The sequence below is a fragment of the Streptomyces sp. NPDC019443 genome (assembly GCF_044389785.1).
GTDB lineage: Bacteria > Actinomycetota > Actinomycetes > Streptomycetales > Streptomycetaceae > Streptomyces.
The window spans coordinates 177135-191138 of the sequence record NZ_JBIRYJ010000009.1; the positions used below are offsets into that span (position 1 = coordinate 177135).

A 14004-nucleotide genomic window follows, 5' to 3' on the forward strand; every position below is an offset into this window, starting at 1 on the left:
TCCAAGGGGGGACCCTTCCATGTCCGACCGTCAGTCACAGACGTCACAAAAGTCACAGCAGCCAGTGCTGCAACTCCAGCAACTCACCCGCGTTCACGGCAGCGGCGCCACCGAGGTGCATGCCCTGCGCGGCATCAACCTCGATGTCTTCCCCGGCGAACTCGTCGCCGTCATGGGCCCGTCCGGCTCCGGCAAGTCCACGCTGCTCACCATCGCCGGCGGACTCGACACCCCCACCTCGGGGCGTGTGATCGTCGAGAACACCGACATCACCACCGCAGACCGCAAGACGCTCGCCGCTCTGCGCCGCCGCAGCATCGGCTATGTCTTCCAGGACTACAACCTCATCCCGGCGCTCACCGCCGCCGAAAACGTCTCCCTGCCGCGCGAGCTGGACGGCATATCCGCACGCAAGGCCCGTTCCGAGGCCGTCACCGCGCTGGAGGAGATGGAGCTCGGTCATCTCGCCGACCGCTTCCCCGACGAGATGTCGGGCGGCCAGCAGCAGCGCGTGGCCATCGCCCGCGCCCTGGTCGGCGAGCGCCGGCTCGTCCTCGCCGACGAGCCGACCGGCGCCCTCGACTCCGAGACCGGTGAGTCCGTACTCGCCCTGCTGCGCTCCCGCTGCGACAGCGGAGCGGCCGGCATTCTCGTCACCCACGAACCGCGCTTCGCGGCCTGGGCGGACCGTGTGGTCTTCCTGCGCGACGGCGCGGTCGTCGACCAGACCATCCGCAGCCAGGCCGACTCGCTGCTCTCGGGCCAGGCGGCCGAGCTGTGAACAGTTGGTACCACTCCTGGCGGGCCGCGATCCGGATCGCCCGCCGCGACGCCTGGCGCTCCAAGGGGCGCAGCTTCCTCGTCCTCGCCATGATCGCCCTGCCCATCCTCGGCGTGAGCGCCGCGGATCTGACCCTGCGCAGCGCCGAGCTCTCGACCGAGCAGAGCCTGGAGCGCTCGCTGGGCGCCGCCGACGCACGGCTGAACGACCCCGGCATGGGCGGGGTGCCCCTCATGCAGACCCCCGACGCCAACAACTCAACGCCGGTGGGGGACTTCGAGAACAAGCCGTATCCCGAGGGCAAGTCCGACGTCGACAAGGCACTGCCCACCGGTGCCAAGTCCCTGACGGACTCTGTTGGTTCGGGCAAGCTGCGCACCACCCACGGGCTGCTGAACACCGAGATCCGTGAGCTGAAGGCCTCGGACCCGTTGGCCAAGGGCATCATGGTCGTCGATCAGGGCCGGCTTCCGCAGAAGGCCGACGAGGTCGCCGCGACCACACACTTTCTGGAGACCAGCGGTCTGAAGGTGGGCTCCAAGCTCACGGCCCGCGGACTCGACCGTGAGTACAAGATCGTCGGCGCCTACGAACTCCCCGACGCACTCGACGCCGACCAGGTCAACGCGCTGCCGGGCGCGCTCCTCGCCCCGCTCGACAAGGCCCTGGAAAAGGCCGGGCTGCCCGTGGCCGAGGCGAGTACCACGCATCTGGTGAGCGTTCCCGGTGGTTTCACGTGGAACATGGTCAAGGAGGCCAACGCCAAGGGCGTAACGGTCAATTCGCGCGCCGTGGCCCTCGACCCGCCCGCCAGGTCCGACGTCCCGATCTACCAGCAAGAGGGCTGGGGCGATTACGAGGAGAGCACGGCGGCCAAGGCCGCGGCGCTCGCCGCGGTCGGTACCGTCGTCGGCCTCGCGATGCTGGAGATCTGCCTGCTGGCAGGGCCCGCCTTCGCGGTCGGCGCGCGTCGCTCCCGCCGCCAGCTCGGTCTGGTCGGCGCGAACGGCGGCGACCGCCGCCACATCCGCGCCATCGTCCTCGCCGGCGGCCTGGTGATCGGCGTCGCCGCGGCGGTGGTCGGCACGGTTCTCGGCCTGCTCCTCACCTTTGCGCTGCAGCCGCTGCTCGAGGATTACATGGGCCAGCGCTTCGGCAGCTTCGACGTTCGGCCGCTGGAACTGCTCGGCATCGGGCTGCTCGCCGTGCTCACGGGCCTGATGGCCGCGATCGTTCCGGCCATCACCTCGTCCCGCCAGTCCGTGCTGGCCTCGCTCACCGGCCGTCGGGGCGTACGCAAGAGCAGCCGGGTACTGCCGGTGATCGGCCTGATCGCGGTCGCGCTGGGCGCGACGATCGCGCTCTACGGCTCGGTGATGACCGACCAGTCCATCGTTGTCGCGGGCGGCAGCGCCATCGCCGAGCTGGGCGTGGTCGCGCTGACCCCCGCCCTGGTGGGTCTGTTCGGCCGGACCGGACGCATCCTGCCGCTCTCCCCGCGGCTCGCGCTGCGGGACGCGGTACGCAACCGGGGCCGTACGGCTCCCGCCGTAGCCGCGGTGCTGGCCGCCGTCGCGGGCACCGTGGCAGTGGCGACGTACGCCGCCAGCAACGACGCCGAGGGCAGGGCGGCGTACGAGGCACGTCTCCCGCACGGCGCGGTCTCGGTGATGCTCGACGAGGCCGGCGGCCGGGACGTCCCGGCCGTGCGCGCCACCGTGCAGAAGATGCTGCCCATCGATCTACGGGCCGATGTGGACCGGATCTCGGTCGGCAAGACCAACTGCTCGACGTATGGCGGCGGGGACGGCTGCGGCCGCTACGAGGTGGTCGTGCCCAAGGCCAACCAGTGCCCGCTGTGGATGACCGACCCCGCCCACCCGAACGAGGACACCACCTCGAGGTTCAGCAAGGCCGAGCGCCGCAAGCTCTCCGAGGACTGGCGCTGCAAGGAGTTGTCGGGCGGCGGCAGCTATGTCGACGGCGGTGTGCTGGTCGGTGACACGAAGCTGCTGAAGGTGCTCGCGATCGACGACGCTGCGGCCGAGAAGGCGCTGGCGGCCGGGCAGATCGTGTCCTTCGACAAACGAAACGTCGACGCCAAGGGCAAGATCGGCATCCGTCTGATCACTGACACCAAGAAGGCCGACGAGGCCGCGGAGAAGGGCAAGGACGCGCCGGGCGAGGTCAAGAGCTTCAGCGCGCACCAAGTCGCGGGTGAGCCCAATTCGTACGGCGTCGCGATGATCCTGTCGCCTGCCGCGGCCAAGTCGGCGGGCATGAGCACGGTGCCGTTCGGGGCGTACTACTCGACGGACAAGATGCCGAGCAGCGAGCAGCGCCAGCGGCTGGACGGCGAGCTCGACAAGACCGGGTCGGACATCAACCTCCATGTCGAGGAGGGCTACACCAGCGAGAACAGCATCATCCTGCTGGCGCTGACCGTCTTCGCCGGGCTGATCACGATCGGCGCGGCCGGTATCGCCACGGGCCTGGCCCAGGCGGATGCCGAGGCCGACCTGAAGACGCTGGCGGCTGTGGGTGCGCCACCACGGGTCCGCAGGACGCTCAGCGGATTCCAGTGCGGTGTGGTGGCCGCGATGGGTGTGGTCCTTGGCTCGGCGGCGGGTGTCCTGCCGGCGATCGGGCTCCGGCTCACTGAGAAGCGCGAGCAGATGAAGTGGTACCGGGAAGCGCTGGACCAGGGCTACGGCTCGCTCAACTCGGTGCCGCACGTACCGATCATCGTGCCCTGGGAGACCCTGGCCGCGCTGCTCGTCGCGGTCCCGGTCGGCGCGGCGCTGCTGGCGGCGCTGGTGACCCGCTCCCGCGGCGCGCTGTCCCGCCGCGAAGCGACCTGATCGGCGGAGCCGGGCGTATCCAGCCATATCCAGCGGCTTTGCGCCCCCGTACAAGGGTGGATCACCCTTGTACGGGGGCACACCGTGTCGTGAGGCACATGTGCGAGAGAATGGCGGCATGGAGATGCCGAGGAATGAACGGTCGCAGGAGAGCCCCCACATTCTTGTCGTGGGACAGGACGGGATGGCACTCGGCGGCGGTGACGGTGACGACGAGTCGCGCGAGGTCCCGGTGACGGAAATGGTGGAACAGCCTGCCAAGGTCATGCGCATCGGCAGCATGATCAAGCAGCTGCTGGAGGAAGTCAGAGCAGCACCTCTGGACGAGGCGAGCCGGGTCCGGCTCAAGGAGATCCACGCCAGCTCGGTCAAGGAGCTGGAGGACGGCCTCGCCCCCGAACTGGTCGAGGAACTCGAACGTCTCTCGCTGCCCTTCACCGACGAGGCAATCCCCTCCGAAGCTGAACTGCGCATCGCGCAAGCCCAGTTGGTGGGTTGGCTGGAGGGCCTCTTCCACGGAATCCAGACGGCCCTGTTCGCACAGCAAATGGCGGCCCGCGCCCAACTCGAACAAATGCGCAGAGCACTCCCCCCGGGAGCCCCGCACGAGGACGACGAGGGCGGCCAGCACGGAGCGATCCGCTCGGGACCGTATTTGTAGGGGCGCGGGGGTACTGCGTACGGCGCTGGAGGTACTGCGTACCTCCAGCGCCGAGCCAATTTCGCGACTGGGTACTGAGTACTGGCCCGCGCCGCCAGGACGGGGGGACCTGAGGCGCACGCCGTCACCCCCAGCCCGCGGCCGCGGGGGCATCCGAGGCGCACGTCGCCGCCACTCCGAGGTCCGCGCGGGCGGGGCGGCCGGGAGGGCGAAGCCCGCAAGCCAGCACGCGAACCGCGGGCGCGCTCAGCCCCCCGCAGGCGCCACCAGCAGCACCTTGCCGACGTTCGCCCCGGCCTCCAGCACCCGATGCCCCTCCTCCGCATCCGCCATCCCCAGCTTCCGGTCCACGACCGCCCGCACCCGGCCCCCCTCGATCAGCGGCCACACATGCTCCCGCACCGCCGCCACGATCGCCGCCTTCTCGCCCAGCGGCCGCGCCCGCAGCGACGTCGCCGTCACCGCCGCCCGCTTCCCCAGCAGCGCCGCCAGGTTCAGCTCACCCTTGACGCCACCCTGCATCCCGATCACGGCCAGCCGGCCGTTGACCGCCAGCGCCTGCACATTCCGGTCCAGATACTTCGCGCCGACGATGTCGAGGATGACGTCCGCCCCCGCCCCCTCCGTCGCCTTCCGCAGCTCCTCCACGAAGTCCTGCTCTCGGTAGTCGATCAGGATGTCCGCGCCCAGCTGCGCGCACCGCGCCAGCTTCTCGGGCCCGCCCGCCGTCACGGCCACCCGCGCACCCACGGCCTTGGCGAGCTGGATCGCCATCGTGCCGATCCCGCTCGCACCCCCGTGCACCAGCAATGTTTCACCCGGCCGCAAGTGCGCAATCATGAAAACGTTCGACCACACCGTCGCGGTCACCTCCGGCAGCGCAGCCGCCGTGACCAGGTCCATCCCCTCCGGCACCGGCAGCAGTTGCCCCGCCGGCACGGCGACCTTCTCCGCGTAACCGCCGCCGGCGAGCAGCGCGCACACCTCGTCACCCACGGCCCAACCGGAGGCACCCTGCCCCAGGGCGACGATGCGCCCCGAGCATTCAAGGCCGGGGTACGGCGACGCCCCGGGCGGCGGGTCGTAGAAACCCTGACGCTGCAGCAGATCGGCGCGGTTGACGGCGCTCGCCACGACTTCGACGAGGACCTCTCCCTCGTCGGGTACGGGATCGGGCACCTCGGCCCACACAAGCGCCTCGGGGCCGCCAGGTTCGGGAATCGTGATCGCATACATGGCCGCGAGGCTACTCCGGAGCGGCCTTATTCAGGGCGGTTGAGGGCTGCGCCTTCCTCGGCGCGCACGATGGTGATGAGGCGGTCCGTCAACTGCAATGGACTGGCCGCAGGATCGTCGTATCCGAGCAGCCGGTGCCCCCGCAGCACGCTCACCACCAGGTCATCCGTCTCCCGCACACTGCGCCCCACCTCGGCCTTTATCACCGGCCGCTCAATGAGGTCGAGCCCGCTGCCCTGCTGGATCAGGTCCTCCATCACCGTCCCCGCGCTGGGGCTGAGCACCGACAGACCCAGCAGCCGCCCCGCCGCACTGGCGCTGGTGATCACCGCGTCGGCGCCGGACTGCCGCAGCAGCGGCGCGTTTTCTTCCTCGCGCACCGCTGCGACGATTTTCGCTCCACGATTGAGCTGCCGCGCGGTCAGCGCGACCAGCACCGCCGTGTCGTCGCGCTGCGTCGCGATGACGATCTGGCGCGCTTTTTGCACCTCGGCGCGGAGCAGCACATCACTACGGGTCGCATCACCGACCACCCCCACAAAGCCGTCGGCGTTCGCGGCCTCGATCACCTTGCTGCTGGGGTCGACGACAACGATCTGCTCTTTCCTCAGGCCCGTGGCGGTCAGCGTCTGGATCGCGGACCGACCCTTGGTGCCGAAGCCGACGATGACGGTGTGATCACGCAAGCGAAGCCTCCAACGGTTTTCCAAAAGTAACCTAAGCGCATGAGCGACGATCTCGTGAAGCGGGCACGCTGGGGCGATCTTGAAGGCCAGAACTGGGCCGGTCTCGTCCCGGCTTTCCTTCGAGCCTGACGACGGCCCCGGTACCGACGGGAATGACGGTACCGACCACCTTGAGGACGCGATCGAGGTCGTCCAGAACTTCGGCCGCCCGATCATCGACATCACGGGTTCTCTCGACCTCCTCACCGAAAACGGCCGTACGGTCGCACGCATCGTGACCGCGACAAACGGCAAGCAGTCGGCCGACACTGCGCGACGGGTCGCGCGTAAGCACCAGGCTCTACAACAGGCTGGAATCCCCATCGGTGGGCAGAGGCCCTTCGGATGGAAGGAGGACAAGCGAACGCTGGACCCGTACGAGTCCAAGTGGCTTCGGCAGATGGTGCATTGGCTACTGGCTGGGAAGCCGATCTCAGCCGTCATCCATGAACTGAAGAAGGCCGGAGTATCCACGGCCTCCGGGCACGAGTGGTCACGCGAGGCGATAAAGGTCGTCATGCGCAATCCACGCATGTGCGGCTGCCGGTCACGCCAGGTCATCGATGTTGACCCGGTAACAGACATGGAGAACAAGCGGCTTGAGATCGTCCTGGACGACAAGGGGAAGCCCGTCATGGGGCAGTGGAAGCCCGTGACCTCCGTGGACGAATAGGAGGCCGCACGAACATCAAGTCAGGTGAGACAACCTCTAAGCCTTGATTGGTGCGGCCGACCTGGCGGCCTGCTCGATCTTCGCGCAGTAGGCTGCACGGGCTTCCTCGTCGATCTGCTTCTCGAGTTCGGCGCGCAACCCGGTCCGGCCGTCGAGGCCCTCGCGCAGGATATCGGCGTGCCCGGCATGCCGGATGGACTCGCCGAGGACATGGACCATGATGGCGAACAGGTTCGTGTCGGCATAAGGCTCCGGCCACCACGGCACGTGGCCGGGGGCGTCGAGGGGAAGCTCGTTGATCGTCGCGTCCGAGTGTTCCCACGTGCGCCGGTAGAACCCGATGATCTGATCGCGGGTCTCGTCCTCGGTCGCCCACAGATCGCTGCCGTTGGAGTCCTGCCACCGGGGCAGCGGTTCCGGGGAAGGGCGGTCGAAGACCTCGCCGAAGTACCTGGCCTCGACGGTGGCCACGTGTTTGACCAGGCCGAGGAGGTTGGTCCCGGTCGCTGTCAAAGGTCGGCGGGCGTCGTATTCGGACAAGCCGTCGAGTTTCCAGAGCAGCGCCTTGCGGTCCCGCCGCAGTCTCCCGTGCAGGTTGTCTTTCGCGAATTCATCGATCATGCGGCATGAGCCTGCCATGGGCTGCTCGTGGTCTCAAGATCCCGTACGTGGTCCGCAACGACTGGCAGAGCCGAGGCCTGGCCATGGCCGCCGCCCTGACCTGCTACAAGAAGCTCGCGAAACTTGCCACGTGAGACACCCTCTTAGTGACCTGCAATCGAGCGGTCATCCGTGGTCGTTGTTGGTCGAGGTGGGCCGTCCCTCAATGGCCCCACAGACGGCTGGCTCCGGCGTAACGTCAGATTCACCGACCCCGCACCCCAACGCTGTCTGATCGTCTGCATACCCATCCGATCCGATCCGACATATAACCTTGCGGCTGAACCGTCGGCGCTGAGTGGCCGGGTTACAAGACCCCCATCTCTAGTCGCGCTGCTTCGCGAAAGGCTTCCCGTGCTTGCAGATAGCCCTCGGCTGCATCAGGATGCTGCGGCCCCTTGTTGATGAATGCATGATCATGGAGATTCGCGAGGTGGTCGAAAAGCTCGCTGGCGGCGGTCCTTGTACTGTCAGATGCAAGCAGTGAGACCTCACCTGACAGCTGGTAAGTCTCGTCCAGGAGTGCATCGGCTCGCTCGTTGTCACCTTTCTCGATGGAGTCATGCCAGCTATTGGCAATTGAAAGTTGTCTACTAAAAATGACTCTCCGCGACTCGTCCCACCGGGCAGCGTATTGTCTACGCCAGACGCCACGCTGCGTCAGATAAGTTGCCAAGGCTCCCAAGGTAGCGCCGCTCAACGTTGCCACACCGGTGATAACTGGCTGCAACCATGTCGAGTCTGCCATGTGCGCAGCATGACACAAATGGCCAGCTCGGAGACGCTTCAACCGCCCCAGCCACGACGTGTATTGACCTTATGCACGGTGTGCTTGCCTGGGTGCGCCGGCCGCCGCCCGCTCCTGCCCGGAGGAGCGCAGCGACGACGGGTGCTTGATCAGCCGCAACAACTCCGCCCCCACCGACCGCGCCCCCCGGAGGCGTTGCAGTACAGCAGCGAAGTACAGCAACCACCGCGACCGCATCCGACGAACATCGGCCCCGATCACCCCGGCTGACCAGTCGAACGGACCTCAGCGACCGTCTCGCCGGTAGTTCGCATGGAGGGGCAGCTGACATCCACAGTTGACATCAACGACGGCGAACGACAGCAACATCGAGCGGCCGTCAGCAGCGCCGCTGCGCGTGATGCGGCCAGGTGCGGCTGCTGTCCGGCCAAACTTACAAAGCAGATGTCGGTGCGCCGGCCTCGCGAGCCCTCATCCATGCAGGCGCTTGCCACTGGGGCCGACTTTCACGAAGTTTTCTGATCTGCCGCTGCGTATGAAAACGAAGCGGCCCAGCGAATGGCGTCAGTTCCCGCCGCATGGCCTTCAAGCAGAGTTTAAGTTCCGGCTCATTGTCGTACGGACAATATGCAGAGTCCGGAATCTCTGCGTCGCTCGTGATTATTTCCTCCATCCAAGCTTCTTTCCGGTATGGGCCTCCCCGCCGACGAGTCTGCGTGAAAAGAAGCTGGTAGGCCTCCCCTATCACCGCAGAGTCCATATCTAACAGCGCCTGGTTATAGCGGATTCGCGAGAACACCTCCGTCTGACGCTGAACGATTGCAGCTCGTGTTTCACTGGCACCGTCAGGGCGTCGTCGAATTAAATACGGAAGTTCCTCGTAGTCCGAGATAGCCAAAATCGCCTCAGCGTATGTCTTGGATTTTCGCTCCCGGCGGGCGGCATGCTGGTTGACCCAGTATCCAAGAATAGCTGCGGTGGCGGTCGCGAATCCGGTGATGAGTGTTACTCGGGCGGCAGCATCCATTTACTCGGCGCCCGCGATAGCGGGAACGATAACTGCTGCAATGGCTGACAGCAATCCGCTTGCAGCCAGGAACGCGTTGAACTTCTCCTTGGCCGCGAGAAAGACAACCCTGGAGAAATCCCCAGCCTTGCTGCGCAGAACGATCATCTTGAGCTTTTGCCATCTATGCTGGCGCTTACTGCAACCCATCAAGATTCCGTGGGCGTTGTTTCGGCAATAGGTAACGCGATCACGATTGACGGCCCCGCACCACACAGGGACCTGAAAGGAAGCGTGGGCGAACACGGCAAGGGAAAGAAACATAATCACCGACATTGCGGCTCCACGCCCCCAGGCAACGATGAGAGCCGCAATGGCCAAATAGCCCCAGTAAGTGCGAATCCCCCTCATGAGGGTGCAGAGTACCGACCGCCAGACATCACAGGTAGAGCGCGAACCAGCCACAACGCTCGACGTATCCATGCTGCCCCGGTAGGTCCCCTCATGCCCGATGCGTGCCCGATTGGGCGGCAAACAGCGGTCAACCACGGGCTCAGTGGAGCCAAGCCATAGGCCAGCCAGCGGCGCGTCCTCGACCGAGCCGGAATCGACGCTCAGCAAGCCCCCCGGGGCAGAAAGGGGGACTGTCCCGGGCGAGTTGGAGTGAGGGCTTCGATGCACCAACGCTAGCGACGGGGGGATGCACCAGCGTCGATCGTCCGGGGGCAACTGGCGTCACCCCTCGAAATGGCGGCTGAACAGCTTCCCGATCAATTCCCAGAGAGCACGAGCCCCCAGCGCGATCGAGAGCCGACTAGCAACCTCACGAATCTTCCCCTTGGACTCCGGGAAAGGGTTCGGCTTTTCCATCACTCCACCTCATCTCTGGGGCTGCGTCTCGTCACCGTGCGGGACGAGGCGCCCCCCTCTCAGAGATGAGGCCCCGCAATATTAGCGCCCACTTCCGATTGATCACCACTCAGGCAACTCACCCAGCGTCCACGGCTGTTGCGGTACAGCAGCGAAGTACAGCAACCCCAGAACCACCCGCACCCAGCAGCGTCCCCCAGAGGCTTCGCAGCGACCGCTATGACCGCCCCCGACCGATCCACGTAGAGCTACGGATCAGAAGGCCCTGTTGCCTATGGCCCGTATGGCACGATCCGTTGCGTGGAGTGGGCGACTTTGGTGGGACGGGTCAGCGACGACGACGGTCCCAGGGAGGCCCCGCCGGCTCAGCAATGACACAGGGTGCCTTCACGGCAGGCGCACCAGATACGCACCAGATAGGGCAGCGTTCACCGGTCAACCACGGTCACAAGGCGAGGCTGGAGCACACCCCGATTCGTGTCGTCTCCACAGGTCAGCAGGTATGTCCGCCGGAAGCGGCCGGTGATTCCCAAGCTGAGGGTCTTCGCGAGGTCAGTACTGCGGCGGGATCTCGTGCTCTTCGAGTGCCGCGGTGTAGCGCGTCAGGAGCGCGTCGAGGTCGGCCAGCAGGAGGCCGGCGGCTTCCCGGGCCCCGGCCACGTCGCCCTGGGCGAAGGCATCCACCACCTCGGCAACGTCGTTGCGGAGGATGGAGAGAGAGTCACCCTGGATCAGTACACCGGGAAATCGGCGACCGGGCAGCCGCACCACAGCGTTGTTCCCACCGTCCGTGAACAGCTCAGCCTCGACACGTTCCATATGGCCATCCAACCTGACATCACCGTCTGAGGATGTCGATGGCGCCGACCCGGGGGTCTGACTCGCTGGCACACACGCGACCGCACGGTGCTCGCCAACGCAAATCGAACAGGCGTACCATTCTGGTGTGGCTGAACCGTACGACTTCCCCGACGATCTCCGCACCGCGCAGCTCGACCTGCACCAGACGCGTGCTGAGTACGCGGCGCTGTGTCGTACCTTGCCCTGGTCGGTGACCCCGGAGCCCGGCTGGACGAGCGAGAAGCACGTACTCGGCGACCGGATCGTGTCCTTTCCCGACAGCCCGGGCTACACCACGGAACAGACGGCGGAGGTAGAGCGGTTGCGCCGGCGGCTGCTCGATTTGTCGGTCATGGTGAGCACGCATCCGTACTGGGCGACTCTGACGGCGGACGTGGTCGATGCGCGGATGGCTCTCAAGCACGCCCATCAGCAGGCCGAGGACAGGGCGGCGTAGACCGTCATGGCCGAGCGCCCACCATCGCGGCTGGATCTCCTGCGCTTCCTGGAGCGGGTCCAGCTTCAACAGCTCCAGCAGACCAAGCGCTGGCTGGAGCAAGAGGAGGACCGAGCCCTGCGTGCTGCCCACATTCCGCCACCACTGCCGGAGTGGAAGATCGAGATGAGCCGCGGCGGGCGACACGCCATCGCCGTCCATACCGGGGACTGCACGCACGGCGGCGCACCGCGGGCCAAGCCGATCAGCCGCGAGCAGGCACTCGCCGCGCACGTCGAACCCTGCACGATCTGCCGCCCCGACCGAGACCTCGGAACGTTGTGACGGGCCACACGTCTCAGCCTGGAGGCATGAGAGGTGCACCGATCGTTGTGCACCGGATCTCCGCAACCGTCGGCCGGCGAGTCACCGTGCGGGACCAGATCATGGGCCTGGCCCACTCCGACCGGGACCTACTGGAGTTCCTCCGCCAAGCAGGCCTGCCCGACGCTGAGGAGCTCCTGGACGACCCGACTTGGGTCGAATGGGGCGGCGGCAGGGCGCACGAGTACAAGCCGGACGATCCTCCGGGCTGAGCGCCGCCCCCTTGGCCCACACGCGAAACCGCCGCCGTCTCAGTCTCCGTCTCATTCAGCCGCGTTCACCATCGTTCAGACCCGACCCAGTCCAAGTCCCGCTGCACCAGTCGCACCGCCATGGCCCCAGGTGAACGACCCTGGACATGCCCCTCAGCGACACCAATAGACGTGAAAAGCTTGCGTATGTCGGCACTGCCGGCGGGCACGATGCGCCATGGCGACGGACAGGACTGCGCCGACGATGTGCCCGCCCGCAAGCGGTGCCGGGCGTCGAAGGCAGCGGGCCACCTCAGCTCGCTTCACCCAACCGAGAAACGGCCCGTACGAGAGCTGCCACGTCATGAGCCGCAGCCGCCGGCAGCACCAAGCGCAGTCTCCCGGCCCCGTCCGCAGCTGCACTTGCCTGCCACCTGAGCCCGGTCGTGTCGACCCCGGCCGCAGCCAACGCACCCACCAGAGCCCTGCCGGCATCCGTCGCGTCCCGCCAGCCCGCCAGCCCGCCAGGTAATCGACCCCACGCACCCAGAGCACGTCGTCAGGGTCGAACGGCTCGTTCTCGAAACCGGCGTCTTCTGGGTCGTACATCTACCTCAAGTCCCTTCCACGCACGTTGGCTTGACTCCGACCAATCGGGATTCATCGAGCGTGGGCACGACGACGACCCCGGTACCATCGGCACCGGGTTGCATCTGCATTCCAGACCGGACCGCCCCGCATGCTGTCCAGGCGAAGGGGCGGTCCGGGCCACAACCGGCTTACGAGGACCGGAAGTTAGAGGATCTGTGAACTGGGATCGTTGATCAGTGCCATCGGCACATAGAGCACGATCCAGAAGAAGAACGATCCCGAAGGCGAATAATCGCTGCCGCATCAGTGCGCACCGCCGGTCTCAGCCCGCGTAGCCCGGAAGAACGTGGTCGTTGCGGCCCGGAATCCCGTATGACCGGAGCGGCCCGCATGCCGCAGGCACCCTCTGGGACCTCCTTGCTGTCAGCGGCTCCCGATGACTCCCCGCACGTGGTGCATCGGCGTCATAGATCGGTCCGGTTCCAGAGGCGTCAACCTGCAACACCCAGCCCACGAACCGCCACACGGCACGCGCGGCCATCACCGCAGCCCTCCTCTCGACCCAGCGCGCGAGGCCCGGCCACCGCGATCCACCGTCAGCACATCCGCCGCAATGGCGATGGCGGGATATTCGACACCTATGCAGCCAGCTTCGATGCCGTGTGGTCGACAGCCGAGCCGGTAGAGGGAAAGTGAGCCATGGCACGGACCGAGTACTTCGACGACCCCAATGCCCCCAAGCCGAACAGTCTGGTTGTCGCCGCGTCCGCAGTCGTGACCGACGAGACGGGGCGCATCCTTCTCCAACGACGCCGTGACAACGAACTCTGGGCACTGCCCGGCGGCGGCATGGACATGAGCGATTCGCTGCCCGGCACGGCTGTACGGGAGGTCAAAGAAGAGACGGGCCTCGACGTGGAGATCACGGGTCTTGTCGGCACGTACACGGACCCCCGCCACGTGATCGCCTACACGGACGGCGAGGTGCGCCGTCAGTTCAACGTCTGCTTCACAGCACGCGTGGTTGGCGGTCGACTCGCCATCTCTGACGAGTCCACGGAACTACGTTTCGTGTCGCCGGAGGAGCTCGAAGCTCTGCCCATGCACCACACACAGCGGCTGCGGATCCAGCACTTTCTGGAGCACCGAGAGCGGCCGTACCTCGGCTAGTGAAAGCGTGCGGCGCAGTAGCGAGGCCACCGAGCACAACGAGCTGCGGCTACGCTCGCGCGTGTCGAGTGGACCGCCACCGTCGACAATCGCCTCTCGTTCCTACCCGAGCTAGAGCCATGGCGAGCTCAGATCAAGCCTCCCGCATGCACACCATTTGCCGGTCCGGTA

The 14004-nt window shown here is 66.5% G+C and carries 15 protein-coding genes and 2 pseudogenes; 10 read left to right on the forward strand and 7 right to left on the reverse strand.

The genetic code is table 11. The features are described 5' to 3' along the window. Positions 1 to 19 precede the first annotated feature (19 nt). The 3 genes from ACH492_RS26485 (at position 20) to ACH492_RS26495 (ending at position 4303) form a co-directional block, all read left to right on the forward strand. Positions 20 to 781, forward strand: a complete 762-nt coding sequence (locus ACH492_RS26485; RefSeq protein WP_398990184.1) for an ABC transporter ATP-binding protein — start codon at positions 20 to 22, stop codon at positions 779 to 781. Next, entirely contained in the window at positions 778 to 3642 is a 2865-nt protein-coding gene (locus tag ACH492_RS26490) for an FtsX-like permease family protein (RefSeq protein WP_398990185.1), read from the forward strand. Before ACH492_RS26485 ends, ACH492_RS26490 begins: the two co-directional genes overlap by 4 nt. Positions 3643 to 3760: 118 nt before the next feature. Then, positions 3761 to 4303, forward strand: a complete 543-nt coding sequence (locus tag ACH492_RS26495) for a bacterial proteasome activator family protein (protein WP_356224526.1) — start codon at positions 3761 to 3763, stop codon at positions 4301 to 4303. A 246-nt stretch (positions 4304 to 4549) separates the two neighbouring features. On the opposite strand, the gene ACH492_RS26500 is transcribed toward ACH492_RS26495, so the two are convergent. Both ACH492_RS26500 and ACH492_RS26505 read right to left on the reverse strand, forming a co-directional pair. Further along, entirely contained in the window at positions 4550 to 5539 is a 990-nt protein-coding gene (locus tag ACH492_RS26500; protein ID WP_398990186.1) for an NAD(P)H-quinone oxidoreductase, read from the reverse strand. Between the two features lie 26 nt (positions 5540 to 5565). Further along, a pseudogene (locus tag ACH492_RS26505) lies at positions 5566 to 6243 on the reverse strand (potassium channel family protein); the annotation flags it as partial. A gap of 61 nt (positions 6244 to 6304) precedes the next feature. On the opposite strand from ACH492_RS26505, the gene ACH492_RS26510 reads away from it, so the two are divergent. Beyond that, on the forward strand, positions 6305 to 6937 hold the full coding sequence (locus ACH492_RS26510) for a recombinase family protein (RefSeq protein ID WP_398990187.1): 633 nt from the start codon (positions 6305 to 6307) through the stop codon (positions 6935 to 6937). A 36-nt stretch (positions 6938 to 6973) separates the two neighbouring features. Here the strand turns inward: ACH492_RS26510 and ACH492_RS26515 are convergent, their stop codons facing one another. Beyond that, entirely contained in the window at positions 6974 to 7558 is a 585-nt protein-coding gene (locus tag ACH492_RS26515) for a DinB family protein (RefSeq protein WP_266486916.1), read from the reverse strand. A gap of 5 nt (positions 7559 to 7563) precedes the next feature. Here ACH492_RS26515 and ACH492_RS26520 point away from each other — a divergent pair, with 5 nt between their 5' ends. Then, complete coding sequence (locus ACH492_RS26520; RefSeq protein ID WP_257548903.1) at positions 7564 to 7692, forward strand: hypothetical protein; 129 nt, start codon at positions 7564 to 7566, stop codon at positions 7690 to 7692. Positions 7693 to 7904: 212 nt separating this feature from the next. On the opposite strand, the gene ACH492_RS26525 is transcribed toward ACH492_RS26520, so the two are convergent. The 4 genes from ACH492_RS26525 to ACH492_RS26540 form a co-directional block, all read right to left on the reverse strand. Beyond that, positions 7905 to 8345 (reverse strand): hypothetical protein, encoded by a 441-nt coding sequence (locus ACH492_RS26525; protein WP_398990188.1) that lies wholly within the window; start codon positions 8343 to 8345, stop codon positions 7905 to 7907. 433 nt (positions 8346 to 8778) lie between these two features. Continuing rightward, a complete protein-coding gene (locus ACH492_RS26530) occupies positions 8779 to 9372 on the reverse strand; it encodes a hypothetical protein (protein WP_398990189.1) in 594 nt (197 codons plus the stop codon). Next, on the reverse strand, positions 9373 to 9687 hold the full coding sequence (locus ACH492_RS26535) for a hypothetical protein (RefSeq protein WP_398990190.1): 315 nt from the start codon (positions 9685 to 9687) through the stop codon (positions 9373 to 9375). It abuts the gene before it with no gap. Positions 9688 to 10773: 1086 nt separating this feature from the next. Beyond that, positions 10774 to 11040 carry a DUF6959 family protein gene (locus ACH492_RS26540; protein WP_398990191.1) on the reverse strand — a complete coding sequence of 89 codons (267 nt, stop codon included), beginning with the start codon at positions 11038 to 11040 and terminating at the stop codon, positions 10774 to 10776. A gap of 127 nt (positions 11041 to 11167) precedes the next feature. On the opposite strand from ACH492_RS26540, the gene ACH492_RS26545 reads away from it, so the two are divergent. The 5 genes and pseudogenes from ACH492_RS26545 (at position 11168) to ACH492_RS26565 (ending at position 13833) form a co-directional block, all read left to right on the forward strand. Then, on the forward strand, positions 11168 to 11518 hold the full coding sequence (locus tag ACH492_RS26545) for a hypothetical protein (protein WP_398990192.1): 351 nt from the start codon (positions 11168 to 11170) through the stop codon (positions 11516 to 11518). A gap of 6 nt (positions 11519 to 11524) precedes the next feature. Continuing rightward, entirely contained in the window at positions 11525 to 11842 is a 318-nt protein-coding gene (locus ACH492_RS26550) for a DUF6233 domain-containing protein (protein ID WP_398990193.1), read from the forward strand. 26 nt (positions 11843 to 11868) lie between these two features. Then, positions 11869 to 12093 (forward strand): hypothetical protein, encoded by a 225-nt coding sequence (locus ACH492_RS26555; RefSeq protein WP_398990194.1) that lies wholly within the window; start codon positions 11869 to 11871, stop codon positions 12091 to 12093. A 1170-nt stretch (positions 12094 to 13263) separates the two neighbouring features. Continuing rightward, a pseudogene (locus ACH492_RS26560) lies at positions 13264 to 13359 on the forward strand (transcriptional regulator); the annotation flags it as partial. 3 nt (positions 13360 to 13362) lie between these two features. Beyond that, positions 13363 to 13833 (forward strand): NUDIX domain-containing protein, encoded by a 471-nt coding sequence (locus ACH492_RS26565; RefSeq protein WP_398990195.1) that lies wholly within the window; start codon positions 13363 to 13365, stop codon positions 13831 to 13833. Positions 13834 to 14004 lie beyond the last annotated feature (171 nt).

Excerpts from the sequence above, each read along its gene's own strand:
- ACH492_RS26485 (WP_398990184.1), top strand. The coding sequence starts at position 20 with ATGTCCGACCGTCAGTCACAGACGTCACAAAAGTCACAGCAGCCAGTG.
- ACH492_RS26495 (WP_356224526.1), top strand. The coding sequence starts at position 3,761 with ATGGAGATGCCGAGGAATGAACGGTCGCAGGAGAGCCCCCACATTCTT.
- ACH492_RS26500 (WP_398990186.1), bottom strand. The coding sequence starts at position 5,539 with ATGTATGCGATCACGATTCCCGAACCTGGCGGCCCCGAGGCGCTTGTG.
- ACH492_RS26515 (WP_266486916.1), bottom strand. The coding sequence starts at position 7,558 with ATGATCGATGAATTCGCGAAAGACAACCTGCACGGGAGACTGCGGCGG.
- ACH492_RS26520 (WP_257548903.1), top strand. The coding sequence starts at position 7,564 with ATGAGCCTGCCATGGGCTGCTCGTGGTCTCAAGATCCCGTACGTGGTC.
- ACH492_RS26525 (WP_398990188.1), bottom strand. The coding sequence starts at position 8,345 with ATGGCAGACTCGACATGGTTGCAGCCAGTTATCACCGGTGTGGCAACG.
- ACH492_RS26530 (WP_398990189.1), bottom strand. The coding sequence starts at position 9,372 with ATGGATGCTGCCGCCCGAGTAACACTCATCACCGGATTCGCGACCGCC.
- ACH492_RS26535 (WP_398990190.1), bottom strand. The coding sequence starts at position 9,687 with ATGTCGGTGATTATGTTTCTTTCCCTTGCCGTGTTCGCCCACGCTTCC.
- ACH492_RS26540 (WP_398990191.1), bottom strand. The coding sequence starts at position 11,040 with ATGGAACGTGTCGAGGCTGAGCTGTTCACGGACGGTGGGAACAACGCT.
- ACH492_RS26550 (WP_398990193.1), top strand. The coding sequence starts at position 11,525 with ATGGCCGAGCGCCCACCATCGCGGCTGGATCTCCTGCGCTTCCTGGAG.
- ACH492_RS26555 (WP_398990194.1), top strand. The coding sequence starts at position 11,869 with ATGAGAGGTGCACCGATCGTTGTGCACCGGATCTCCGCAACCGTCGGC.
- ACH492_RS26565 (WP_398990195.1), top strand. The coding sequence starts at position 13,363 with ATGGCACGGACCGAGTACTTCGACGACCCCAATGCCCCCAAGCCGAAC.